The sequence below is a fragment of the Streptomyces sp. NPDC047072 genome (assembly GCF_040643855.1).
Classification (GTDB): Bacteria; Actinomycetota; Actinomycetes; order Streptomycetales; family Streptomycetaceae; genus Streptomyces.
In genome coordinates, this window is record NZ_JBEYVC010000014.1 from 93,280 (window position 1) to 118,040 (window position 24,761).

The following is a 24,761-nucleotide window of genomic DNA, read 5'->3' on the forward strand; positions in this document are numbered from 1 at the left end:
GGTCAGACGGTCAGTTCGTCGTACGTCCGGTGCCAGGGGCCATGTCCGTGGAAGCCCCGCAGGGCGGCTTCGACGACCGCGGGGGAGTACGACTTCTGGTGCTTCATACGGCTCGCCTCCTCCGGGGAGAGCGGCGCTCCCAAGGTCCCGTCGATGTGCTGGACCCGGTACTCCCCGGGCGGTTCGACCCAGACCTTGTAGACGGGAACCTTGATGTCCCGGGGGACCTCCCGGTTCCCGGCGACCGGCCAGACGCGCTCCCTGATGTTCTGGTCCATGGTCTCCACGAGGAAGATCGGCTCGTCCAGCTCGACCGATGCGAGGTCGCCGGGGGCAGTGGCGTCCAGCAGTTCGGGATACACGGCCAACAGGACGTTCCCGCCCAGCTTCTCGACGATCTGCGCCATGGCGATCCTCCCTTCGGTCACCGGAATGGAGAGCAGGTCACCCTTGTGGTACTTGGCTAGCACACGGTCCCTCCTGCGGCCTTGTAGCGGGCGTCGTTCATCTGCACGCGACTGTTGTCGAGGACACTGCCCGGTACTGAGCGCTTTCCGCCACCGGCTCGCATCCAGCTTTCCTCCAGGACGTCGAGGTCCACCCCCGGGGCCGCCCTGCCGAGCACCTCGAAGTCGAATTGCGCACTGGGGAATTTCCTGCGGTGCTCACCCTGACGCTCAAGGTAGCGGCTCCAGTTGATCGCCTGTCCGACGTACTCCTTGCCGGTGTTCAGATCGGTTCGCAGATACACGACCCCTGCCGGGACGGGTGGAGTGGGTGTCGTGTTGTGGACGAGGACGGACCGGTCGCCCGCCAGCACGTAGTACGTGTGGACGCCCGCGACGGTCAGGTTGTGGACCTTCGCTTCGGCGGTGCGCGTGCTGACCGCCGAGACCTGCACCCAGCTGCCGCTGCCGGTGCTCAGCCACTGCCCCGGATGCAGGGTGGCGGCCTCCACCCAGCGGCCCTCGTCGGGCAGCCAGAACGGGTGGCCGTCGGTGGCGGTGATCTGTGATGTCGCGTTCCCCGACCGGCCGTCGGTGTCGACGGTGATCGTGACCAGGTGTTTGATCCCCTGGCCGGTGATCGTCCGGGTCACGGTGCGGGACTGCGCGTCGTCCGTCTCCACGTCCGACGCCGCGACCTTGTCGCCGATCTCGACGTCCTCGATGGGCTTCGTGCTGCCGTCGGCCATCAGCACCCGGGTGCCGGGCACGAAGCTGTTGGGGATCTTGCAGCTCGCACCGGACGCCGGCGGTTGCTCCGGGACCTTCGGCGGTGCCGGGGCAGGTGCCGCCGGCTGAGCGGGCGCGGGCGCGGGGTCCTTGACGGGCGCGGCCGGTGCCGGTGCCGGGTCCTTGGCGGGGGCCGCCGGGGCCGGGTCCTTCGGGGCGCTGGGGGCGTCCGGGGTTTTCACCGGCGGGACCACGTTGTCCGCCGTGCGGGCCACGTCGCTCGCCGTGTCGATGGCCTCCAGCGCCTCGTCGCCGTACTTGGCCGCCTTCGCCGCCGTCGCCCCGTATCCCGCGAAGGGGATCGCGGAGGCGCAGGACAGCGCCGCGTCCAGGTACTCGCCCTCGGCCGCGTACCAGCCGCAGTTGGCCAGGTCGGCGGCCTCACCGACCACCGGGATCAGCCCGACCACGTCCAGCGCCGCGTGGCCGATGTCGGACCACGACAGCCCGAACAGGTGCCCGTCGATCTCGATGAACGACACCGGGTTGCCGCCCGCGAACGCGTACCGGTTGCCGGTGAACGGGTCCGTCGTCAGCCCCATGTCCGCCAGCGCGCCGCCGTACATGTCCCGGGTGAGGAACCGGTTCAGACCCGGGTCGTACGTCCGGAATCCCATGTCGTACGTGCCCGAAGTGCCGTCGTACCGCTTGGCGTTGAACCGGTACGAGTTGTACGGCTCCGACGACTCGGAACCTCCCGCCCCCGGCTTGTCGGCGCCCGTCATCTGCGCCGTGTCGTTCTTGCCGTACGCCGTGTACCCGTACGTCGCCTTGGTGTCGCCGTCCTTGTCGGTCAGCCCCTCGACGTCACCGTGCGGGTGGTAGAGGTACTGCGTGGTCTCGGGGGCGCCCCCGTCGGACTCCTTGTCCTTGATCTGGGTCAACTTCTGTCCCCAGGAGGCGTATTGGAAGGACGTGACACCCTCGTCGGTCACCTCCTCGCGCAGGGAGTTCGACGTGATGCCCAGATAGGTGAAGAGAGTCGTCTTGTCGTCGGCCGTCTCCTTCACCGTCCGGTCGAACGCGTCGTACGTCATGCTCGTCGTCCGAGCCGCCGCCCCACTGCCCGCCCGCACGCTCACCGGCCGGTCGAAGCCGTCGTAGCGGTACTTCTGGATCGTCTCGCCGCCGAAGGAGACGGTGTCGAGACGTCCCAGCGGGTCGTAGTTGTACGTCGACGACGCGCCGTCCGCCGTCGAGGTGAGGAGGCGGTTGCGGTCGTAGCGGTGGGTCGTGGTCGTGTCGTCGACGTTCTGCCAGACCACGTTGCCGGCCGCGTCGTGCCGGTACTCCTCCGTCGCCTCGTCGTCGCCGGACTTCGCGACCTTGGCGATGCGGTCCTGCGGGTCGTAGGTGTAGGCGTAGGTGTTGTCGATGGTGTCGCCGTGGTCGTCGGCGTCCATCAGCTTCAGGACGTCCTCGGTCCGGTGCCCGTTCGCGTTGTACTTCAGGGCGTGTTCGGCGACGACCGCGCCGTCGGACGTCTTCTCGCCGGTCGTCTTCGTCGCCCCGTCGAGGTAGTAGTCGACGGTCAGGACGTTCCCGTTGGGCTTGGTCTGCTGCGCCAACTCGCCCCGGGCCGTGTACTCCAGCTTCGTGACCTGCTGGTCCCCGGCCGTCGGCGAGGCGGCGTTGGTGATCCGCTCGACCCGGTCCAGGGCGTCGTACTCCAGCTTGCTCCAGGTCAGGTCGTGGGTCGTGGTGAGCGTGTTGCCGTTGGCGTCGTACGTCAGCGCCGTGGTGTTGCGTACGGCGTCCCCGGCGTGCTCGACGACCTTGCCGAGCTGGTTGAGCTCGTTGTACTCCAGCGTGTACCGGTCGACCTCGACGCCCGGGCTGTTGTCGACGATCTCGGTCTGGTTGCCGTTGGCGTCGTACCGGTAGGAGAAGTCCTTCTCCTCGTTGTCGGTGTCCCCGGTGTTGTCCCGGACAAGGCGCACCGCGTCCGCGACCACCGTGCCGGTCGCCCTGTCGGTGAGGGTGACCGTCTGCCCGGTGTCCTCGCCGAAGGCGTACTTGCCCAACGACCGCCACTCACCCGGGAGTTCGCTCTGGTCGAGGGTCTTTGTCTCGGTACCGCCCTTGTGCTTGATCTCGTACGAGGCGTCCTTCGCCGCGCCCTCGACCTTCGGGTAGCGCACATAGACCGTGTAGTCGCCGTCCTGAGGGATCGTCAGCTGCCACGCGAACCGCGCGTCGCCCGAACCGGCCGGGTGCGTCTGCGCGTTGTAGCCGTACGACCCCTCGGCCGCCGTCTCCACCCAAGTCCCCTGCGTCGCCGTGTTGTTGACGTCGGAGTTGTCGACGAGCGCCACCTGGAGCCCGACCGGGACGCCGTTGTCGGACCGGGACTTGAGCGCGCCGCTCGGGTAGAACGACGAGTTCAGGGTCCGCGAGACCGAACCGCCCGCGCTGCTCAGGGTGTTCTGGATCTGCTGGCCGAGCTCGTTGTAGCGGTAGCTGTTGGTGATGTCGAAGGCGTCCTTGGACGTCCTGATCCAGCCGGTGTCGAAGTAGGTGTACTCCGTCTCGTTGCGGACGCTCTGCCCCTCCGACGGCGGCGCGCTGACCTTGGTGACCCGGCTCAGCGCGTCGTACGCGTACGTCGTCCTGTCCGGGGTGTCGTAGCGGTTGTCGTCCGGGTCGAAGGCGCTCAGCGTCTCCTTGACCCGGTTCAGCTCGTCGTAGACGGTCGCGGTGGCGAAGTCGTCCGGGTCGTCGCCGGTCTCCATGCCGCGCGGGGTGATCACCCGGGTCTGGTTGCCGACCTCGTCGTACTCGAAGCGGGTGGTGCGCACCACGTCCCCGTCGTGCGGGACGCGGGCCTCGGCCAGGGCCGCGCGGGCGTCCAGGACCAGCTCGGTGCGGTTGCCGTCGGCGTCCGTGGTGGCGACGGTCAGACCGTCCCAGTCGTAGGTGCTGGTCGTCGACTCGCCGGCCGCGTCGGTGGTCTCCAGGAGCCGGTGGTCCAGGTCGTAGCGGAACGTCGAGGTGTAGTCGTCGGGGTCCGCGGTCTCGTTCTTGCGGGCGTCGACGACCTTCACCAGGTCACCGACGTCGTTGTAGACGGCGCTCGCCCGCTTGCCGGCCGCGTTCACCGCCTCGATCGGCTGGTAGACCTCGTCGTACTTGGTCGTCGAGGTGAAGTCCCCCGGTGTGTCGGTGAGGTTGCCCTTGGGCTCGGTCGACGTGAGCTGGTTGCCGACCTTGTCGTACGTGAACGACGAGACGCGCGCGGGCGAGCCCTCCTCGTCACCGGGCTGCGTCGACTTCAGCAACTGGTCGGCCGCGTCGAACGCACTGCTGCTGCGCACCCCGCCGGGCGAGGTGAACACCACCGTGTTGTCGTTGAGGTCGTACTCGGGCGCGGGCGTGACGAGGAACTCGCCCGCCTCCTGGTCCACCGGCCTGCGGTTCTCCAGCGGACGGCCGAACACGTCGTACGTCTGCGTGGTCGTCGCCCCGTCGGCCTCCTCCAGCTCGGTGACGTTGCCGCGCACGTCGTACGTGGTCAGCGTGCGGTTGCCGAGCGCGTCGACCAGGGTCCGGGGGTAGCCGGAGGGGTCGTAGTCCTCGAAGCGCGAGGTGTGCTCGTTGGCGTCGGTGGCCGAGGTGAGCCGGCCCCGGGCGTCATAGGTGCTGGTCGAGGTGAAGTCGCCCGCGGGCTCACTCTCGACGCCCTTCGGGTCGGTGACCGAGGTCAGGTTGCCGCGCGCGTCGTAGCCGAACGCCCAGGCGCGGCCCTCGGGGGAGACCCGGCGCGCGAGGTCGGCGATGGATCCGTTCTCGCCGGTGGCGTACGCGAAGGTGGCGGCGGGACGGTCGTTCTCGACCGACTCGGCGTCGCGCGACTCCAGCGGGTAGCCGGTCTTCGGGTCGTACTTCCAGGTGCGGGCAGCGCCGTTGTTCTCCTCCAGACGCGTGACGTTGTTGTCCGCGTCCCAACCCAGCTTCGTGACCCGCTTCTTGGCGTCGGTCAGCTTCACCGGGCGGCCGTAGCCGTCGAGTTGCTGGGTGAGGGGGTGGCCCTCGGCGTCGGTGACGACGGTCCGCAGGCCCTTGGCATCGTGGCCGTCGGGATCCTCGTAGCGGAAGCCGGTCGGCGCGCCGAGGCGGTCGGTGACCGTCTTGGTGTACCCGAGGTAGTGCAGCTGGTCCTTGTCGTCGTGCGGGCCGACGTAGTCCAGCTTCGTCGCGTTGCCGCGCGGGTCGGTCACCTTGACCAGCTTCAGGCCCGGGTGGTCGAACTCCTTGCCGTAGTCGAAGCGGAAGACCTTGCGCAGCTTCTCGGCGGCGTTCGCGCCGTCCGTGAGCCGGGCGAGCAGGCCCTTCTTCTCGGTGAAGGTGAAGTCGACGCGGCGGCCCGAGACATCGGTGACCGAGCGGACCTTGTCGATGATGAACGGGTTCAGCAGATGCCTGCCCTCACGCACCTCGCCGTCCTCGTCGACGTACGTGTACGCCTCGCCCTTCTCCCAGTAGTCGACGGTGAGCGTGCGCCGGCCCTCGGCGTCCGTGACGTACTTCAGGAGCTTCGGCCCGAGGAAGCGGTCCTCGTAGGTGAACTCCATCCGGTTGCCGTTCCGGTCCACCTGGGCGCTCGGATAGCCCTGGCAGTCGAAGAGGAACCGGGTGCGGTCCGGGCGCAGGAACTCCCAGGCCTCCCGCTGGTGCGGCTTCAGCAGGCAGTCCTTCTCCAACTGCCGGACCCGGAAGTGGACTCCGGACGGGGAGTCCCACTCGCCCTTCTTGTTCATGCTGAAGACATGGCTGGTGCCGTCGCCGTCGGTCAGCGTGATCTGCTTCGGCAGCAGCGCGGTGGGGTGGAAGTCCAGCGGGGTGCCGAGCCGCACCGGCGAGGACGCCTGGAGCGAGAAGCCCGGACCGGCCGGAGTGACCGACGCGTCCTGGGAGTTGTAGGCAAGGCGCAGGAAGGTCGAGAAGCCGAGCGAGGGGTTGGTGAAGGCGTTGTACGACCACACCGCGTTGCCGGCGTAGAGGTTGCTCGTCAGCGCCGAGCCCGCGCCGGTGTTCTTCCCGGCGTACGAGTAGAAGTCCTCCAGGCCCAGTTGGTCGGAGGTCGGGTACTCCGCGGTGACCTCGTGCTTGGAGGGCGGCACCCCGTCCGTCTCGGAGAGCCAGTCGCCGGTGGTCTTGTCCCGGAGGTCCCACTCCAGGCCGAAGGTCAGCCGCTTGTCGAGCGGGTCGACGAGGACCGGCGCATTCAACTCCGCGTCGAAGGTGACGGTTTCGCCCGGTGCCACGTCCTTCGGCAGCGAAGTGGCGTCCTTGTTCAGCAGGTTGGTGATGTCCTTGCCGTCCAGGTACCAGCGGTACGACAGGACGCGCTCGCCCTTCTTCCACGCCGTGGCCGTGGTGTTGGTGAGCGTCGCCTCCACGGTGGCCGTCTCGCCCGGGATCATCCGCGCGGGCGTGAACGGCAGGTGGTAGGTCTCGGCCGCGGCCGCGGCGAGCAGCTTCGCCCCCTGAACCACCTTGCCCAGGGCGGGCAGTTGAACCGTACGCGCCGGGCCGGCCAGCAGCTTGCCCTGCCGGGTGCGGACGACGATCCGGTAGGTGTACGCGGATCCGTCGGGCGTCGCGGTCCGGTCGGCGAAGGTCCGGGTGGCGCGGTCGACGGGCGCCACGAGGGTCTCGTCGGTCGGGGTGAAGTCCTGGTCCGTGGACCGGTGGACCTCGTACTCCCGCAGGTCCTTGCCCTGGTACGCGCTCCAGGCGAGGTCGGCGCCGGTCGCGTGCGCGGTGCGGGGCGCGCGGATGCGCACGCCGTCCGCCGTACCGGAGACGCGTGCGTGGGTGAGGGAGGCGGCACCGCGCCTGCGGTTGAGGGTGATGCGGCCGGGCTTCGGGAAGTCGTCGGCCTGCTGGAAGTCGGGCTCGTCGTCCCCGCCCAGCAGGCCGGACCAGAACCCACCGTCCTCGTCGGCGAGTTCGCTGTTGGGGCGCCAGCCCTGGCGTGGATCGCTGCTGTCGGGTTCGGAGGCGGCCGCCGGTCTCGCCTCGTCGGGCCGGGCGGGACTCGCGGGTGCGGTGCTCATGATCAACGCCGAGGCGACGGCGCCGATCACGGCGACGCGCAGGCGGATGCGGGTGTGCCGTAAGGCTGCCATGAAGGGCTCCTCGAAGTGCTCCCTGCCCCCGTCGACACAGGTGGCTCACAGGAAGCGCCAGGCCCACCTGTGTACCAAGCCCCTCCCAAGACATGTCAATGACATGCCAAAGTGCAGGAGCGAATTCCGGACTGTGAACGCGCGATCGAAAACGTGCACGGATGCGCCACGATCGTGTGAACTCCCGTGGGATTGCTGTCGAACGGTGGACGGTGCGACATCCTTTCGAGGTCCCAAGCGAGTTCTCCCTGGGGGTCCCACCACCTTGAACAGCAGCAACTTCCGCATGCCCGCACGCCGTTTCGCCACCGTGGCGACGGCGACCGTCCTGGCCGCGGGGCCCGCGGCGCTGGCCGGCGCGGGCGCCGCGCACGCGACCGGCTCACCGGGGCACGCGAGCGCCGTCGTCCTGCGCACCGGCCTCGACGTCTCTTTGCTCGACAAGACTGTGAACGTCCCGCTCGCAGTCGCCCTCAACGAGGTCGAGGCGCCGCAAAGTGCCCGAAAGACGGCGCTGACCGCGCAGTTGGACGGCGTGGACGGCGGACAGCCGTTCAGTGTGCTCGCCGCCGAGGCGGCCGACGCGAAGGCGACGGTCACCGACAGTCGTGCCGAAGCCTCGACCAGCCTCGCCCACGCCAGGATTCACGTCCCCGGCCTGCCTCTGCTCTCCCTCATCGAGCTTCAGGGCGTCACGTCCAAGGCGACCTGCGAGGCGGGGAAGACCCCGACCGCCTCCGCCGACGTGCTCGGTTCCGTGACGGTCCTCGGCAAGAAGGTCACGCTCACCGCCGGTGGTCCGACGAACGTCCAGGTGCCCGGCGTCGGCGAGGTCCGCCTCGACCTGTCCAAGACGGCGACCACGTCCCGTACGGCCGCCGCCACCGCCCTCCAACTCACGGTCTCCGTCGACCCGTTGAAGCTGGGCGTCGCCGAGGTCGAGGGCACCCTGACCCTCGCGAAGGCGACCTGCGAGACCCCGGACGCGCCTCCCGCCTCCACCGCGCCCGGCAAGGCCCCCGCACCCGAGGTCGAGCCGCAGGGCGGGCCCGTCCAGGAGGCGGGCCTGGCCGAGACCGGCGGCGGCTCGACGACGCCGTACATCATCGGCGGCGCGATCGCGCTGCTGGTGGCCGGCGGGGGAGCGGTAGTGGTGGCACGGCGCCGGGGCTGACACCCGGTCCCGGCCGCCGGTCGACGGGGCCCGACGGGGGTGCGGAGCGCGATGCGTGACGTGGCGAATACCGTCCGCATCGCGCCCGGCTCACCCGAATGGCGCAGTGGCGCCACCGGTGGGACCGTGGAGAACGAGGGGGGCGGCCCCGCAGGGGGGTGGAGGAGGTCCCCATGCGCGTCGCACCCCTGACCGGTCTGGTGGCCGTGGTGCTCACGGTCGCCGGATTCCTCCTGTTCGGCGACACCCCGGCGTACGACGCCCCGGGCCGCGAGGTGCGGTCGTACTACGACGACCACCGGGCGCAGCTCGGAGTGAGCCTGTATCTCCTGGTCCTCGCCTCGGTCCTGTTCGTCTTCTTCGCGGCCTACCTGGCCCGCCGGATCCGGCGCGTCCCGCCCGCCGGCGAGTGGCTGCACCGCGTCGTCCTCGCGGGCGGCGTCCTGATCGCCGCGGGCTTCCTGGTGGGTGCGGCCCTCACCCTGGCCCTGCTGGACCTCGCGGACAAGTCCTCGGCGACCGGCGCGGCACTCCAGGCGCTCAACGCGATCAACGAGGACTTCTTCATCCCGTTCGTCGCGGGCATGGGCGTGATGCTGCTCGCCACCGGACTGGCCACGGTCCGCGCCGCCGCCTCGCCGCTGCCCCGCTGGCTGAGCTGGTCCGCCGTCGTCCTCGGCGTCCTGGTCTTCATCCCCTGGGTCGGCTTCTTCGCCTTCATCCTCGCGGGCGTGTGGGTGGCGGTCGTGAGCGTGCTGCTCGCCCGCCGTCCCGAACCGGTGTGAGAGCGTTTTCACTCCGAAACCCACCGGACTGAGCTGGGTCAACTCCCTTTCTCTGTCAGAGCTGTTGACCCAGGCATGAAAGCGCTTTAACTTCCTCTTCGCTCCGACTTCCGAAGACGAAGGGGAACCTTGGCCGCCATCCGAAGAAAAGGTTTTCAGAGCCGCGCCCTGCTGCTCCTGATGCTGCCCGGCCTCGCCTACTTCCTGCTCTTCCACTACGGCGCGCTCGTCGGCAACGTCATCGCGTTCAAGGAGTACGTCCCCTTCGACGGCCTCTGGGCCAGCCCCTGGACCGGACTCGCCAACTTCCGGCGGATGTTCGAGGACACCGCGTTCTGGGACGCGGTCCTCAACACCCTCTGGATAGCGGTCCTCCAGCTCGTCTTCTACTTCCCGGTCCCGCTCGGCCTCGCCCTGCTGCTGCACAGCCTGACCTGGAGCAGCGTGCGCCGGTTCGTGCAGTCGGTGGCCTATCTCCCGCACTTCATCTCGTGGGTGATCGTCGTCGCCCTCTTCCAGCAGCTCCTCGGCGACACGGGCCTGCTCAACTCCTCGTTGAACGGCATGGGTTGGCAAACGGTGGACATCATCGGCAACCCCGACGCCTTCAGGCCGCTGGTCGTCGCGCAGGTCATCTGGAAGGACGCCGGCTGGGGCACGATCATCTTCCTCGCCGCGCTCTCCCAGGTCGACGAGCAGCAGTACGAGGCCGCCGCGATCGACGGAGCGGGACCCTGGCGGCGCTTCTGGCACGTCACGTTGCCCGCGATCCGCCCGGTGATCGTGCTGCTGCTCATCATGCGGCTCGGCGACATCCTCTCCGTCGGCTTCGAGCAGATGCTGCTCCAGCGCGACGCGGTCGGCCCCGAGGCCGCCGAGATCATCGACACCTTCGTCTACTACCAGGGCATCGTCGGCGGCGACTACGGATTCGCCGCGGCGGCGGGCCTGTTCAAGGGCGTCGTCGGCGCGCTGCTGGTGTACGCCGCGAACAAGGTGGCCCACCGGCTGGGCGAACAGGGGGTCTACAAGTGAGCGCTCATGCCCGCCCCGGCTGGATGGAGAAGCCGCGGCCCGTCACCCAGGGCGCCAAGGCGCTCGCCCTGGCCGCCGTGGTCCTCCTGGTCTGCGTGCCGTTCCTCGTCATCGTCTCGACCTCGCTGGCCTCCACCGACGAGGTGGTGGCGAACGGCGGCTGGGTGCTGTGGCCGAGCGATCCCTCGCTCAAGGCGTACCGGGACATCCTCGACGGCGGCATCGTCACCCACGCGCTCGGTGTCAGCGTCGGCGTCACCGTCGTGGGCACCCTGCTCAGCCTCCTGTGTACGGTGACTCTCGCCTACGCCCTCTCCCGCCCCGGTGTGTTCGGCGGGCGGCCCGTGCTGCTGCTGATCCTGTTCACCTTCCTCTTCCCGCCCGGCATGATCCCGAGCTTCCTGCTCGTCAAGGAGCTGGGCCTGCTGGACAGTTACGCCTCGCTGGTGCTGCCCGTTCTGGTGAACGTCTTCAACCTGGTCGTCCTGCGCGGCTTCTTCCAGGGCATCCCCGAGGAGCTGTACGAGGCGGCCCGCCTGGACGGCGCGGGGGACTGGCGGGTGCTCGTCTCCGTCGTACTCCCGTTGTCCAAGGCCGCGTTGGCGGTCGTCGGCCTCTTCTACGCGGTGGCGTACTGGAACTCCTGGTTCTACGCCTCGCTCTACCTGGAGAGCGACCACTGGCCCCTCCAACAGGTGCTGCGCACCTACGTGGTGGCCGGTTCCGGGCTCACCGACGCGACCACCGGCGAGGGCACGGTCACAGCCCCGCAGACCGTGCAGATGGCGGTCCTGGTCCTCGCCACCGTCCCGATCCTGCTCGTCTACCCGTTCCTCCAGAAGTACTTCACCAAGGGCGTGCTCACCGGCGCCATCAAGAGCTGACCCAAGCCGACACGAGGTGATTGATCCATGCCCAGCATGTCTCGCCGAACCCTGCTCGGATCCCTGGCCGCCGTCTCCGTACCCGGTCTGCTGACCGCCTGTTCCACCGGCTCCGGCGACAGCGATGTCTCCAACGCAGGGAAGAAACTGGCCCCTTGGCCCGCCTACCGGCCCACGACGAGCGCGCCGAAGCCCGATCTGGCGCCCACCGACGCCGGTGTCCAGGCCGGGTACACCGCCTACCCCGCCGACCTCGTGCGGTCCGTCGCCCGGACCCCCGGCGACGGCTCCACCGTCAAGGTCATGTCGGTGTCCTTCGGCACCCCGCCCAAGCCCGCCTCCGCCAACCGGTTCTGGGCCGCCGTCGAGAAGGCGCTCGGCGTCAAGATCGAGTACACGATCATCTCCCAGGCGGACTACCAGAAGAAGATGGCCACGGTCATGGCGGGCGACACCGACGCCCTGCCCGACATCATCAACCTCTTCTCCGGCTTCGTCCTGCCCCGCGAGGCCGAGTTCGTACAGCGCCGGGCCGAGGACCTCACGCCGTACCTCTCCGGCGAGGCGATCGCCGACTACCCCAACCTCGCCAACATCCCCACCCACGCCTGGCGGGACATGGGCCGCATCGGCGGCCGTCTGTACGGCATCCCGCTGGAACGCCCGCTGCCCGGCTCCACCCTCTGGATCAACCAGGGCATGTTCACCGACGCCGGCATGCAGGAGGGCTGGACCTCCCAGGACTTCGCCGCGGTCGCCAAGCAGGCCACCAGCGGCCGCACCTACGCGCTCGGCGCCGCCAACGGCTCCCTCTTCGGCAACGCCGTGCACTCCGCCGCCCACCGCGCACCCCAGGAGTGGGCGGTCACCAAGTCCGGTGCCTTCCAGCCGGGTTACGCCGACGAACGCTTCAAGGCGGCCGTCGCCTTCCAGTCGGAGCTGCGCAAGGCCGGCTCGTACTACCCCGACTCCACGTCCGTCTCCCAGATCGACCTGACCACCCTCTACTACAACGGCACGGTCGGCTCCATGCAGGACGGCTTCGGCGCCTACCTTCCCAAGTACCGTGAGTCACAGGGCAAGTTGACCCCGGCCGCGGCCCTGCCGTACAGCGTCGACGGCACCCCCGGCGGGATCGTCGCCGCCCGCCGCTCCTTCGGCTACACCGTCCTCAAGAAGGCCGAGAAGGAACGCGTCCAACTCCTGCTGCGCATCCTCGACTACCTCGCCGCGCCCTTCGGCAGCAAGGAGTGGGAACTCGTCCACTACGGCGTCGAGGGCACCCACTTCACCCGCGGCAAGGACGGCTCCCCGGAGCCCACCGAGCTGGGCGAGGTCGAGAACAACACCAACCTGCCCCTGAAGTACCTCGCCGAAGGGCCCCAGGTGCTGTTCGTGCCGGGCATGCCCGACGCCGTACGGGCCCTGCACGCCTGGCAGCAGAAGGTCGTGCCGTACGCCGTCCGCAACGCCTCCTTCGGGCTCCAGTCCCGGACGAAGAACGCCCAGGGCACCACGCTCAAGGCGCTGCTCGACGACACGGTCACCGGGATCGTGGCGGGACGGCTGCCGTTGTCGGAATGGGACGCCACCGTGAAGAAGTGGCGTGCGCAGGGCGGCGACAGAATGGCCGAGGAGTTCGCGAAGGACTATGCGGCCAACACGTGAGGCGCCGCCGGTGGAACAGGAGTCGCGGGGGATGGAGAACGACGGCATGGCCGGCAGGAAGCGGGTCACCATCCGGGAGGTCGCCGAGCGCGCGGGCGTGTCGATGGCCACGGCGTCACGGGCGCTGACCGGGAACCACCCGGTGCCGCCCGCGACCCGGGCGCGCGTCCTGCGGGCCGCCCGCGACCTCGACTACGTCGCCAACGCGCACGCCCGCGCGCTGGTCGGCGGCGGCCGCAAGATGGCGGCGGTCGTGGTCCGGCAGGTCACCAGCCCCTTCTACGCGCAGGTCGCCGAGGGGGTCGAGGCGGAGGCCGCGGACCGGGGGTGGCTGTGCGTGGTCGGGGCGACCGGTGGGGATCCGCAGCGCGAGATGGAGTTCGTGCAGCTCATGCGGGAGGAGGGGGCGCGGCTGGTGATCCTCGTCGGAGGTGTCGTCGAGGACGACGCGTACCGCTCCCGCGTGGCGCACTACGCGCAGGCGCTGGACGCGACGGGGGCGCGGCTCGTGCTGTGCGGGCGGCCCTCGCCGGATCCCGAACTCCCCGCGCTGGTCGTCGAGTTCGACAACGAGGCGGGGGCCCGGGCGATCACCGGGCATCTGCTGTCGGCCGGGCATCGGCGGATCGTGTTCCTCGGCGGGCTGCCCGGGAACACCGCGCTGGACGCACGCGTCGCCGGGTACCGGGCGGCGCTGGCCGAGCACGGGGTCCCTGCGGGGCTTGCGCGGGTCGTCGACTGTGGGCTGGGGCGGGCGGCGGGGTTGCGGGCGATGACGGAACTCCTGAAGGAGACGCGGGAGTTCACGGCGGTGGTGGCGGGGGACGACATGGTTGCGGCGGGGGCGCTGCGGGCTGTGGCCGACGCCGGGCTGCGGGTTCCGGAGGACGTGTCCGTCGTCGGCTACAACGACATCCCGCTGGCCGAGGACTTCAACCCACCGTTGACGACTGTTCGGACGCCGGCGGAGGAGTTGGGGCGGGCGGCGGTACGGGTCGCTCTGCGGGATCCGGGGCGGACCGGCGGCGGCCGTCACCTTCTCGGCACGCACATCGTCGTGCGCGGAAGCGTCGCTGCGCCGAAGATCGTGGGCGACTGCGGGTGATTCGTGGCTGGTCGCGCCCACGCGGCGGAGCCGCATATCGACACAGCCCCGCGCCCCTAAAAGCATCACCGCCCCCCAGATCAGAGGAGGACCCGACCTCATATGACCGCACCTCCCTTGGCGCACCTTCCCTCGTCCGACCTCCTTCTCTCCCCCCTGACCGGCTGGACCCGCGCCCACTGGGAAGCCGTTGCCGACCGGCTGCTCGACGGGCTCGTGCCGTTCGCCAGCCCCGGCCTCGCCCAGTACCGGCTGCCCGGGCCGCCCAGTCACTCCGGGGTCTGGTCGGACGGGCTGGAAGGGTTCGCCCGGTCGTTTCTGCTCGCCGCCTTCCGGATCGCCGGGTCCGGTGGGCGAGTTGGGCCCGCGTTGATCGAGCGGTACGCCGCCGGGCTGGACGCCGGTACCGATCCCCGGCACCCCGAGCACTGGCCGCCCATCGCCGACCGCTCCCAGCCCATGGTGGAGGCCGCCTCCGTCGCCGTCGCGCTGCACGAGTCCCGGGCCTGGCTGTGGGACCACCTCGACGACCGGGTGCGCGGCCAAGTCGTCGCGTGGCTCGGCGACTTCGTCGGTGCCGACGTCAACGACTCCAACTGGCGGCTCTTCCAGGTGATCGTGGAGGAGTTCCTCGCCTCGGTGGGTGCTCCGCATCGGCGGGACGAGATCGACGCCGGGCTCGCGCGGCTGGACGACTGGTACCGGGGCGGGGGTTGGTACACCGACGGGGACGGCAGGAAGTTCGACTACTACAACGCCTGGGCGCTGCACCTGTATCCGGTGCTGTGGGCGCGGATCGCGGGCCCGCGCGCCGCCCCCGACATCGTCGCCCGGCACCGGGCGCGGCTGCGGGAGTTCCTGGACACCCACCAGTACTTCTTCGGCTCCGACGGCGCCCCCGTCCACCAAGGCCGGTCCCTCACCTACCGGTTCGCCACCGCCGCCCCGCTGTGGGCCGGTGCCCTCGCCGACGTCACCCCGCTGCCGCCCGGCCGCACCCGCCGCCTCGCCTCCGGCACCCTGAAGCACTTCGTCGAACGCGGCGCCCCCGACGAACGGGGACTGCTCACCCTCGGCTGGTACCGCCCCTTCCTCCCCGTCACCCAGCGCTACTCCGGCCCCGCCTCCCCGTACTGGGCGAGCAAGGCGTTCCTCGGCCTGCTGCTGCCCGAGAACCACCCCGTGTGGACGGCGACCGAGGAGCCGGGCCCCGTCGACACGGCCGACACCGTCCTCGCTCTCCCCGCCCCCGGCTGGCTGCTGCACTCCACCGCCGCCGACGGCGTCGTCCGGCTCGTCAACCACGGCAGCGACCGGCTCCCGCCCCCGCCCGCCACCGCCGAGGACAGCCCGCACTACGCCCGGCTCGCCTACTCCAGCGCCACCGCTCCCGAGACACCGGGCCCCGACAACCACCTCGCCCTGCTCGCCCCGGACGGCACACCCTCGCCACGCGGCCGGATCCAGCCCCTCGGCGCCGAAGGAAACCGGGCCGCCTCACGGCACGGCGGCATCGAGACGGTCAGCGTCGTGCGCGGGCCCTGGGAGATCCGCGTGCACCGCCTGGACGCACCCGACAACACCGCTGTGAGGGAAGGCGGTTGGTCCATCGCCGACTCGGAGGCGCCCACCACCCGGACCGGCCCGGGATCGGCACTGGCCCGCCGTACGGACGGACTCACCAGCGCCCTCGTCGGCCTGTACGGCTGGGACCTCGACACCCACGGCACGGTCGTCCCCGGCACCGACACCAACGCCACCGGCCGCCACTCGGCCACGCCGTGCCTCCAACAACCCGTCGCCGCCCCGCTGTTGGTGACGCTCGTGGTGCTCGGCGTCGATCCCCGGGTCACGGGTGCGAGCGCCGACGTCACCGCCGACGGCACCGTCGTGGTCGTCTTCCCGGACGGCACCCGGGAAGAGGTCAGTGGTGCGCCAGCGTCACCGCCTGGTCCAGCGCCTGGAGGAAGGAGTTGACCGTCACCCGGTCCCGCACCGCGAGCCGCAGCCACTCCTCGTCCAGCCCCGGGAACGTGTCCCCGCGCCGCACCGCGAACCCCAGGTCGCGCAGATGCCGCCGTACGGCCGCGGCCTTCGGCAGTCGTACGAGGACGAAGGGGCCCTCGGCCGGTTCGACCACCGTGAGCCCGTCCGGGCCGAACTCCCGCAGCCCGGCGACGAGATGGGCCCGGTCCAGGGCGACCCGGTGGGCCGCGTGGGCGGCCTCCGCCAGGGCCTGGGGCTCCACGCAGGCGCGGGCCGCGGCGAGGGCCGGGGTGGACACCGGCCAGAGCGGCTGGGCGCGTTCGAGTTCCGCGATGGTCGCCGGGGCCGCCAGGACGTAGCCGATACGCAGGCCCGCCAGCCCCCAGGTCTTGGTGAGGCTGCGCAGCACCACCAGTCCGGGCACGTCGGTCCGGCCGGCCAGGGCCTCCCGCTCGCCCGGCACCGCGTCCAGGAACGCCTCGTCGACCACCAACGTGCGCCCGGGGCGGGCCAGTCGGGCGATGTCGTCCGCCGGATGCAGGACCGACGTCGGGTTCGTGGGGTTGCCGATCACCACCAGGTCGGCGTCCTCCGGCACCGCCGACACATCGAGCCGGAAACCGTCCGCCTCCCGCAGCAGCACCCGGCCGACCGCGTGCCCGGCGTCCCGCAGGGCCGCCTCCGGCTCGGTGAACTGCGGGTGCACCACCACCGCCCTGACCACCTTCAGGGCGCGCGCGAGCAGCACGAACGCCTCGGCGGCACCGGCCGTCAGCAGCACCCGCTCGGGCGGCAGCCCGTGCCGGGCCGCCACCGCCGCCCGGGCCTCCCGGCCGTCCGGATAGGCGGCAAGGCCCGTCAGCGACGCGGCGATCCGCTCCCGCAGCCACGAAGGGGGCGTGTCCGCGCGGACGTTGACCGCGAGGTCGACCAACGCCGCGCCCCCGTCCCGGACTTCGGCGTCCCCGTGGTGCCGAAGGTCGTGCCCGTCAGTGCGCATGGGAGTGGCTGCCGTGGTGGTGTCCGTGGTGATGGTGGCCGTCGTCGTCCGGGTGGAAGTGCGGCTGCTGCGGCAGGCCCACCTTGTCCTCGAACCCGGGCAGCGCGATCCGGTACACGCACGAGTCGCAGTTCATCCGCAGATCACCCTTGACGGCCTCCTCGTACCGCTCCATCACCAGGTCGAGCAGCTCCGGCTCCGGGCCGATGACCTCGGCGGAGCGCACCTCGACCTCCGGGTGGGCGGCCGCCCAGCCCTCGGTCTGCTGCTTCACCCGGTCCGGGAGGATGCCGGTGAACAGGAAGTAGGGGAGCACGACGATCCGCCGCGCCCCCAGTTTCACGCACCGGTCCAGGCCGCTCGGCACGTCCGGCGCGGCCAGCGACACGAACGCCGTCTCCACGCCCGCGTATCCGCGCCCCTCCCACAGCAGCCGGGCCGCCTTGTGCACCTCGGCGTTGGCGTCCGGGTCGGTGGAGCCCCGGCCGACGAGCAGCACGGTCACGTCGGCACGGTCCATCGGGGTGCGTGCGTCCGAGGTGCCCAGCGCCTCGTCCAGCCGCCGCTCCAGCACGTTCAGCAGCGCGGGGTGCGGGCCCAGCGGACGGCCGTAGGTGTACGAGATCCCCGGGTGCCGTTCCTTCTCGCGGGAGAGCGCGGCCGGGATGTCGCCCTTGGCGTGCCCGGCGGACACCAGCATCAGCGGTACGGCGGCGAAGCGGCGCACGCCCCGCTCCACCAGCTCGGTCACCGCGTCGCCCAGCGGCGGCGGGGACAGCTCGATGAAGCCGCCCGCGACGGGCAGTTCGGGATGGCGGGCCCCGAGCTCCCGGACGAAGTCGCGGAACGCCTCGGCCCCGGCGTCGTCCCGGGTGCCATGACCGGCGATGAGCAGGGCGGGCGGCGGGGTGGTCACGATTTCTCCTCGGGTACTTCGGATACTTCGGATACAGAAGTGGGGTGGTACAGCAGGGCGTTGAGCGCGGCGGAGGCCACCGCCGAGCCGCCCTTCTCGGACACGTTGCTCACGGCGGGCAGCCCGCTCTCGCGCAGCGCCGCCTTGGACTCGACCGCGCCGACGAAGCCGACGGGCAGCCCGATGACGAGCGCCGGGGCCGCGTCCAGGGTCAGCAACTCCTCCAGCGCGGTGGGGGCGTTGCCGATCACCCAGATCGCCCCCGGTCCGACCTGCTCGTGCGCCAGCCGGACGGCGTGGGCCGAACGGGTCAGCCCCGGACCGGACTTGGCGTCCTTCAGCCGGCAGACGGTCTCCCGCCGGGTGATCCCGGCCGCGACCATCTCCACGTCCGTGACGACGGGCACGCCGGAGTGCAGCGCCGCGTGCGCCCTCTCCAGGTCGCCCTCGTCCATGACGAGATCGGTGGCGTACTCCAGATCCGCCGCGGAGTGGATGACCCGCTCCACCACCGCCCGGGTCAGCGGCGGGAAGTGCGAGGTGTCCAGGCGGGCGCGCAGGCGCCGGTAGGACTCCACCTCGATGGGGTGAACGACACGGTTCACCGGGTGCCCTCCTGCCAGCGGTAGCCGCGCGGCGTCACCATACGCCCGGCGATGTCCCGGGTCGCCGTGTTGCCCACGGTCACCACCGTCATCATGTCCACCGTCGCCGGGTCCAGGGCGGCCAGTGTCGTCATACGACTGCTCTCGTCCGGCCGTGACGCGTTGCGTACGACACCGACCGGCGTCGTCGGCTCGCGGTGCTCCGCGAGGATGGCGAGCGCCTTCGGGAGCTGCCAATCCCGGCCCCGGGAGCGGGGGTTGTAGAAGGTGACCACGATGTCCGCCTCGGCCGCCGCCCGCACCCGCCGCTCGATGACCTCCCACGGCGTGTGCAGGTCGGACAGGCTGATCGACACATGGTCGTGGCCCAGCGGCGCGCCCAGGATCGCGGCGGCCGCGAGGGCGGCGGTCACGCCCGGGACGCCGATCACATCGATGTCGTCGGAGGCCTCGGCGAGCGCGGGGGAGGCCATGGCGTACACGCCCGCGTCCCCGCTGCCGATCAGCGCGACGGCCTGCCCCTTCCGGGCCTCTTCCACGGCCGTCCGCGCCCGCTCCTCCTCGGCTCCGAGCCCCGACTCCAGTATCCGGGTGCCGGGCCGCAGCAGGTCGCGGATCTGGTCGACGTACTGGTCCAGGCCCACGAGCACGGCGGCGCGCCGGAGTTCGTCCTTCGCGCGCGGGGTGAGCAGGTCCCGGGCGCCCGGCCCGAGCCCGACCACCGCGAGCCGGCCGCGCGCGGGACGCCGTACGACGGCACAGGTCGCCATGGCGGGCCGCCCCGCCGACTTGCGCTTGGGGACGAGGAGTTCACCGCCCTTGATCAGCGCGGAGGCCTCGGCGACGGAGGGGGTTCCCACGGCGGAGAGGGGGGCGTCCGACGGATTGGGGACGTCCACGCCCGCGAGCGCGTCGGCGGAGTACGTCACCACGGGCACACCGAGCCGCCGGGCCGCCTCGACGATTCCGGGCTCCTCCGCCTTCGCGTCCACGGTGGCGAGTTCGGCGACCGACCGCACGGACAGCCCCGCCTCGCGCAACGCGCTCTCGACCAGCTCCAGCACCTCGTCCGCCGGTGCGCCCTTGGAGGCGCCGACGCCGACCACGAGGGTGGGCGGCCGCAGTACGACCTCCCGCTCGGAGGGCTCGATGAGCCGGTCCGTGGCACGGATGCCGTACGCCCCCTCCCCTGCGACCGGCAGCGGAGGCAGCGGCCAGCCCGACTCGTTGTACAGGGCGACGGGTTCACCGTCCAGCAGCGCCCGCGACACGGCGGCCACCGCGCCCTCCACCGGCAGCCCGAGGGTGTCGAGCCCCGGCACCCCCACCGCGTCGGTCGCCGTCGTCACCACGGGCTCCGCACCCAGCAACTCCCCGACCTCCCGGGCGAGTTCGTTGGCGCCGCCACCGTGTCCGCCGACCAGCGACACGGCGAACCGCCCGCCCTCGTCGACACACACGACACCCGGGTCGGACGCCTTGTCGTCGAGCAGCGGGGCGAGCAGTCGTACGACCGCCCCCGTGGCCAGGAAGCACACGAGCTGCTCGCACTCCGCGAACGCCTGCCGTACGGCGTCCTTGACGGGGCCGTCGTACACGCGCGTGCGGTCCGGCCAGGCCGCGGCCAGCCGGTCGCGCGCCGCCGCCCCCGCCGCGGTGGCGGAAATGAGGCCGATCACTGAGCAACTCCTCGATGGGACAGGGGGGTTCTGGAACCCCACAGCAGGAAAACGGGGTTGGTCGCCGCGAGCCGGGTCACGTCCCCCGGCAGCGGCGTGAGCCGGGACGACTGGAGCAGGACGCCCTCGCAGTCGAACCCGGCGTCGGTAAGGGCGGCACGCACGGCAGGCACCCGATCGAGCGCGGCCATGGCAACGACGACACTCCGCCGGGCCCGCCGGGCACAGGCGCCGACGATCCCGGGCAGCTCACGCCCGCCCCCGCCGACGAATACGGCGTCGGGATCGTCCAGTGAGCTGAGCGCGTCCGGGGCCGACCCGTGAACAACCTGTACGTCGACCTGGTGCGCGGCCGCGTTGGCACGGATCCGCTCGACTCCGTCGGCGGCCTTCTCGACGGCGACGACGGCGGCCCCGAGCCGAGCACACTCCACAGCCACGGACCCGGACCCGGCACCGACGTCCCAGACGAGGTCACCGAGCCGCGGCCCGAGCCGAGCGAGCGCGAGCGCCCGCACCTCGAACTTGGTGATCATGGAGTCGCGGTGCGCGAACTCGCCTTCTTCCAGGGCCCATTGGGACGGACCTGGGGGATCCCCGGCGACGGTGCGCACACCGCCGAGAGCCCGAGACTCGTCGATACAGAGAACGACACTCACGGCGGAGCCCCAGTCCCGGGCGGCGGCTTCGGCGGGGGTGACCCGCTCCATACGTTCGTCCCGAGTGCCGAGTTCAGAGGCAACAAGGAGCACGCGCTTTAGGGGCGCGGGGAACTGCGCGACCAGCCCCAACGGCGCCGCACCCGCCCCACGACCTTCCTCGGCACCCCCTCCCGCGAGCGCCGCCCCCAACTCCGCAGGCCCGGCTCCAGGCCCAGTCAGCACCGCCACCTTCGGCCGAGCCCGGCACACATTCACCGCCGTCCGCAGATCCCGCCCATGCGCACTCACCACCACCGCGTCATCCCACGGCACCCCCACCCGCGCAAACGCGGCGGCGACGGAGGACACCCCGGGCCGTACATCCAACGCACCCGCCCCGAACCGCTCCGCCAACACCCGCACGATCCCGAAGAACCCCGGATCCCCCGAGGCCAGCACGACCACCCGGGACCCCTTGTCCAGATGCCGTTCGATGACATCCAGCGCCGGAGCCAACGGCCCCAGAACGACCCGCTCGGCCTCCGCGGGGACCGCCACCGCGTCCAGATGCCGTCGCCCGCCCACGACCAGCCCGGCTCCGGCGAGGGACTCGACAGGCGCCGCCGACACCCCCGTACCCACGACCGTGATCACGTGCCGGCACCCTTCGCCGCGCGCAACGCCCGCCGCGCCTCAGGATCGGCCTTGCGGTACCCGTGGAAATGCCCGGGGTGATACAGGTGCGACCGCGTCCCCGAGGCGTCCAGCGCCGGCCCCACCAGGAACAACGTGTGCTTCCAGAGCTTGTGCTCCTTGACGGTCTCCTCCAGCGTCCCGATCGTGCACCGCACGACCAGCTCCTCCGGCCAGGTCGCCTGATAGGCGACGACGACCGGCGTGGACGTCGGATAGCCGCCCTCCAGCAGCTCCCGCACCAGCTGCCCGCTGCGCGCCGCGGACAGGAAGATCGCCATGGTCGTGCCGTGCTTGGCGAACTCCCGCACCTCCTCGCCGGGCGGCATCGGCGTCTTCCCGCCACCGAGCCGGGTGAGCACGACGGACTGCGCGACCTCGGGAATCGTCAGCTCGCGCTGCGCGAGCGCGGCGACGGCGGAGAACGCGGAGACACCGGGCACGACCTCGGTCTCGACGCCGATCGCGGCGCACCGGTCCAGCTGCTCCTGCGTACCGCCCCAGAGCGCGGGGTCGCCGGAGTGGATGCGCGCCACCTTGAGCCCGGACTCATGGGCCCGCTCGTAGACCGCGACCACGTCCTCCAGGGACATGGTCGCCGAGTCGAGGATCTCCGCGCCCTCGCACGCGTGGTCGAGGACCTCGGCCTGCACCAGGCTCGCGGCCCAGATCACGACGTCGGCCTCGGCGATGGCGCGCGCGGCACGGAACGTCAGCAGGTCGGCGGCGCCGGGGCCGGCACCGACGAAGGTCACCTTGCCGGTGGGGGCATCGGCCATGGAAATCGGTCCTCCTACGAGTGCTTACGCGTACTTACGGGTGCCGCGGCTGTCGCGGCCGGATGTGCGTGAACGGGGGTTGATCGGATACCAAGGGCGCATGGCGGTCTTCGTAGCGCTCGGCGCGTTCCTGATGACGCTGGCCGGCGGTTGGACGGCACAGCGCGTGACCGACCGCCGCCACCTGGTCCTGGGCCTGGCCGGCGGCCTGATGCTCGGCGTGGTCGGCCTGGACCTGCTGCCGGAGGCGCTGGACGCCGCCGGCCGGGAGGTCTTCGGCGTCCCGGCGGCCCTGCTGCTGTTCGTGGCCGGATTCCTGCTGGCCCATCTGGTGGAACGGCTGCTGGCCGCCCGCCAGGCGGCCCACGGGGCGGAGGAGACCGACGGCCGGGTGCCCGAGGTGGGCCTCACGGCCGCGGGCGCGATGGTCGGCCACAGCGCGATGGACGGCGTGGCGATCGGCGCGGCCTTCCAGGTCGGCGGCGGCATGGGCACGGCGGTCGCGCTGGCGGTCGTCGCCCACGACTTCGCGGACGGGTTCAACACGTACACGATCACGAGCCTGTACGGGAACGCCCGCCGCAAGGCCCTGACCATGCTGTTCGCGGACGCGGTGGCCCCGGTGGCCGGCGCTGCCTCGACGGCGTTCGTCACCATCCCCGAGGGCGTCCTCGGCGGCTATCTCGGCCTCTTCGGCGGCGCGCTGCTCTACCTCGCGGCAGCCGAGATCCTCCCCGAGGCCCACCACGACCACCCGGCCCACTCGACGCTGCTGTGCACGGTCGCGGGGGTGGGGTTCATCTGGCTGGTGGTGGGCCTGGCGGGCTGACCGGGTTCTCGGCGCAACCGCCGATCCCGCCGATTCCGCGGGCCCGGCTGATTTCGCCGATCCCGCCGGTTCCGCCGATCCTGCCGGCCCCGCCGATTCCGCCGACTCCGCCGGTCCGGCTGATCTCCCCGATCCGACCGATCCCGCCCGCCCCGGCGCTCGCGAGGCGCTCACAATTTGCCGCCCCGCCCGCCCTCGCGCCGCGCGGGCGCGATGAGCGTCGAGAGATACGGCAGGGGAGAGCCGTCGAGTTCGGCCGCGGACCGGATGGACTCGCCCTCCAGACCCAGCGCCGCCCCCCATACGGCGTCCTCGATCCGCCCGCTCTCCCGCAGCGCCTCGGCCACCTCGGCGGCCTGCCGCCCGAACTTGTACGCGACGACGGTCCCGGGCCCGGCGAGGGCGTCCTTGAGCACCTCGGACCCCGCGGTGACCGGCACGAGCGTGAGCGGCTCGGTCCCCTCGGTGAGCACGGCACCGGAGCGTGCGGCCAGATCCTGCATCGCGGTGATGCCGGGCACGGTCTCGATCGCGACGTCCGGCACGAGCTCGCCGATGGTCTGGGCGAGATAGGTGAAGGTGGAATACACGTTCGGGTCACCGATGGTCGCGAAGGCGACGCGGCCGTGCTCCCGGAGCAACTGCGCGACCCGCCACCCGGCCGCGTCCCAGGCGGCCTCGCGCCGGGCCCGGTCGGACCGCTCGTTGAGCGCGAAGACGACCCGTACGACCTTCTCCTGCGGCACGTAGTGCAGCACGGTGGCCTCGGCCCGCCCGCGCTCACCCGTATCCATGACGGGTACGACGATCACGTCGGCGGCGCGCAGAGCGTTGACGCCCTTCACGGTCACCAGCTCCGGATCCCCGGGACCGACCCCGACCCCGATCAACCTGCTGCTGCTCATGACGTCCGGCACCTCTCCACGAACCGACGGGCGACACCGGGCTCCGACGCCCAGTGCGTGTGCAGATAACTCGCGTGCACACCACGCTGTACAAAACCCTCGACCCGCCGTACGGGCGTCCGCACGCCCCACGCGGGCGCGTCCCCCGCCCCCGGCTCCACGACGGTCCGATGGAACTCGTGCCCCCGCATCCGCGTCCCGGCGACCGCGAGCACGCTGTCCCCGACGGCGACGGCGTCCCGGTACCCGAGCGTCAGCCGCTCGCTCATCCGCGCGGAGGCGTCGAGCACCCCGCACATCGCCATCCCGTCCAACTCCCGACACAGATACAGCAACCCGGCACACTCGGCGGCGACAGGAGCGCCACGCTCCGCGAAATCGGCGACGGCCTTGCGCAGCGGCTCGTTGGCGGAGAGTTCGGCGGCGTACACCTCCGGAAAACCCCCGCCGATGACCAACCCGGCGGTTCCTTCGGGCAGTTCCTCGTCCCGCAGTGGGTCGAAGGGGACGACGGTGGCCCCGGCGGCGGTGAGAAGTTCGGCATGCTCGGCATAGGAGAACGTGAACGCGGATCCCGCAGCGACGGCGACTCGTACTTCTGAACTCCGCGCAGTTGTATTCAGCCCGTCCGGCGTTTGAGGACGAGGCCCTTCGGGCCCGCAGCATGTCGTACGACGGCGGCGAGACCTGGACCGAGCCGAGCCCCCTGGA

At 71.3% G+C, this 24,761-nt stretch carries 17 protein-coding genes and 1 pseudogene; 8 read left to right on the top strand and 10 right to left on the bottom strand.

Going from position 1 to position 24,761, the window contains the following annotated elements:
* Positions 1-2: 2 nt before the first annotated feature.
* Complete coding sequence (locus ABZ896_RS09235) at positions 3-470, bottom strand: hypothetical protein (RefSeq protein WP_360924376.1); 468 nt, start codon at positions 468-470, stop codon at positions 3-5.
* A complete protein-coding gene (locus tag ABZ896_RS09240) occupies positions 464-7,366 on the bottom strand; it encodes a polymorphic toxin-type HINT domain-containing protein (protein WP_360924379.1) in 6,903 nt (2,300 codons plus the stop codon). The genes ABZ896_RS09235 and ABZ896_RS09240 overlap by 7 nt, the downstream gene beginning before the upstream one ends.
* A 265-nt stretch (positions 7,367-7,631) precedes the next feature.
* On the opposite strand from ABZ896_RS09240, the gene ABZ896_RS09245 reads away from it, so the two are divergent.
* The 7 genes from ABZ896_RS09245 to ABZ896_RS09275 all read left to right on the top strand — a co-directional run bounded on the left by ABZ896_RS09245 (position 7,632) and on the right by ABZ896_RS09275 (position 15,994).
* Positions 7,632-8,540 carry an SCO1860 family LAETG-anchored protein gene (locus tag ABZ896_RS09245; protein WP_360924382.1) on the top strand — a complete coding sequence of 303 codons (909 nt, stop codon included), beginning with the start codon at positions 7,632-7,634 and terminating at the stop codon, positions 8,538-8,540.
* Positions 8,541-8,713: 173 nt separating this feature from the next.
* A complete protein-coding gene (locus ABZ896_RS09250; protein ID WP_360924385.1) occupies positions 8,714-9,325 on the top strand; it encodes a hypothetical protein in 612 nt (203 codons plus the stop codon).
* Positions 9,326-9,505: 180 nt separating this feature from the next.
* On the top strand, positions 9,506-10,360 hold the full coding sequence (locus ABZ896_RS09255) for an ABC transporter permease subunit (RefSeq protein ID WP_360924429.1): 855 nt from the start codon (positions 9,506-9,508) through the stop codon (positions 10,358-10,360).
* The gene (locus tag ABZ896_RS09260; protein ID WP_360924387.1) at positions 10,357-11,244 is read left to right on the top strand and encodes a carbohydrate ABC transporter permease; all 888 of its coding nucleotides are present in this window, start codon (positions 10,357-10,359) and stop codon (positions 11,242-11,244) included. The genes ABZ896_RS09255 and ABZ896_RS09260 overlap by 4 nt, the downstream gene beginning before the upstream one ends.
* A 27-nt stretch (positions 11,245-11,271) precedes the next feature.
* Complete coding sequence (locus tag ABZ896_RS09265; RefSeq protein ID WP_360924390.1) at positions 11,272-12,912, top strand: sugar ABC transporter substrate-binding protein; 1,641 nt, start codon at positions 11,272-11,274, stop codon at positions 12,910-12,912.
* Between the two features lie 46 nt (positions 12,913-12,958).
* Positions 12,959-14,017, top strand: coding sequence for a LacI family DNA-binding transcriptional regulator (locus ABZ896_RS09270; protein WP_360924432.1), 1,059 nt, complete (start codon positions 12,959-12,961; stop codon positions 14,015-14,017).
* 102 nt (positions 14,018-14,119) lie between these two features.
* Positions 14,120-15,994 carry a DUF2264 domain-containing protein gene (locus ABZ896_RS09275; protein ID WP_360924393.1) on the top strand — a complete coding sequence of 625 codons (1,875 nt, stop codon included), beginning with the start codon at positions 14,120-14,122 and terminating at the stop codon, positions 15,992-15,994.
* Here the strand turns inward: ABZ896_RS09275 and cobC are convergent.
* The 6 genes from cobC to cobM are packed head-to-tail and all read right to left on the bottom strand — an operon-like array spanning position 15,942 to position 22,316.
* Complete coding sequence (gene cobC / locus ABZ896_RS09280; RefSeq protein WP_360924396.1) at positions 15,942-17,003, bottom strand: Rv2231c family pyridoxal phosphate-dependent protein CobC; 1,062 nt, start codon at positions 17,001-17,003, stop codon at positions 15,942-15,944. The genes ABZ896_RS09275 and cobC overlap by 53 nt on opposite strands.
* Positions 16,993-17,919, bottom strand: a complete 927-nt coding sequence (locus ABZ896_RS09285) for a sirohydrochlorin chelatase (RefSeq protein ID WP_360924399.1) — start codon at positions 17,917-17,919, stop codon at positions 16,993-16,995. The genes cobC and ABZ896_RS09285 overlap by 11 nt, the downstream gene beginning before the upstream one ends.
* A complete protein-coding gene (locus ABZ896_RS09290; RefSeq protein ID WP_360924402.1) occupies positions 17,916-18,524 on the bottom strand; it encodes a precorrin-8X methylmutase in 609 nt (202 codons plus the stop codon). Before ABZ896_RS09290 ends, ABZ896_RS09285 begins: the two co-directional genes overlap by 4 nt.
* On the bottom strand, positions 18,521-20,203 hold the full coding sequence (gene cobJ, locus ABZ896_RS09295) for a precorrin-3B C(17)-methyltransferase (RefSeq protein WP_360924405.1): 1,683 nt from the start codon (positions 20,201-20,203) through the stop codon (positions 18,521-18,523). The genes ABZ896_RS09290 and cobJ overlap by 4 nt, the downstream gene beginning before the upstream one ends.
* Positions 20,200-21,498, bottom strand: coding sequence for a precorrin-6y C5,15-methyltransferase (decarboxylating) subunit CbiE (gene cbiE / locus ABZ896_RS09300; protein ID WP_360924408.1), 1,299 nt, complete (start codon positions 21,496-21,498; stop codon positions 20,200-20,202). Before cbiE ends, cobJ begins: the two co-directional genes overlap by 4 nt.
* Positions 21,495-22,316 carry a precorrin-4 C(11)-methyltransferase gene (cobM, locus tag ABZ896_RS09305; RefSeq protein WP_360924411.1) on the bottom strand — a complete coding sequence of 274 codons (822 nt, stop codon included), beginning with the start codon at positions 22,314-22,316 and terminating at the stop codon, positions 21,495-21,497. Before cobM ends, cbiE begins: the two co-directional genes overlap by 4 nt.
* 100 nt (positions 22,317-22,416) lie before the next feature.
* Here cobM and ABZ896_RS09310 point away from each other — a divergent pair, with 100 nt between their 5' ends.
* Entirely contained in the window at positions 22,417-23,145 is a 729-nt protein-coding gene (locus tag ABZ896_RS09310; protein WP_360924414.1) for a ZIP family metal transporter, read from the top strand.
* 170 nt (positions 23,146-23,315) lie between these two features.
* On the opposite strand, the gene cobI is transcribed toward ABZ896_RS09310, so the two are convergent.
* Entirely contained in the window at positions 23,316-24,062 is a 747-nt protein-coding gene (cobI, locus tag ABZ896_RS09315) for a precorrin-2 C(20)-methyltransferase (RefSeq protein ID WP_360924417.1), read from the bottom strand.
* Positions 24,047-24,761 (bottom strand): annotated as a pseudogene (locus ABZ896_RS09320) (cobyrinic acid a,c-diamide synthase); the annotation flags it as partial. The gene cobI and the pseudogene ABZ896_RS09320, both read right to left, overlap by 16 nt.

What these genes read in the sequence shown, in the direction of transcription:
- ABZ896_RS09265 (WP_360924390.1), top strand. Translation starts at nt 11,272, where the DNA reads ATGCCCAGCATGTCTCGCCGAACCCTGCTCGGATCCCTGGCCGCCGTC.
- cobM (WP_360924411.1), bottom strand. Translation starts at nt 22,316, where the DNA reads ATGGCCGATGCCCCCACCGGCAAGGTGACCTTCGTCGGTGCCGGCCCC.
- ABZ896_RS09275 (WP_360924393.1), top strand. Translation starts at nt 14,120, where the DNA reads ATGACCGCACCTCCCTTGGCGCACCTTCCCTCGTCCGACCTCCTTCTC.
- ABZ896_RS09270 (WP_360924432.1), top strand. Translation starts at nt 12,959, where the DNA reads ATGGCCGGCAGGAAGCGGGTCACCATCCGGGAGGTCGCCGAGCGCGCG.
- cobC (WP_360924396.1), bottom strand. Translation starts at nt 17,003, where the DNA reads ATGCGCACTGACGGGCACGACCTTCGGCACCACGGGGACGCCGAAGTC.
- ABZ896_RS09240 (WP_360924379.1), bottom strand. Translation starts at nt 7,366, where the DNA reads ATGGCAGCCTTACGGCACACCCGCATCCGCCTGCGCGTCGCCGTGATC.
- ABZ896_RS09310 (WP_360924414.1), top strand. Translation starts at nt 22,417, where the DNA reads ATGGCGGTCTTCGTAGCGCTCGGCGCGTTCCTGATGACGCTGGCCGGC.
- ABZ896_RS09250 (WP_360924385.1), top strand. Translation starts at nt 8,714, where the DNA reads ATGCGCGTCGCACCCCTGACCGGTCTGGTGGCCGTGGTGCTCACGGTC.
- ABZ896_RS09255 (WP_360924429.1), top strand. Translation starts at nt 9,506, where the DNA reads ATGCTGCCCGGCCTCGCCTACTTCCTGCTCTTCCACTACGGCGCGCTC.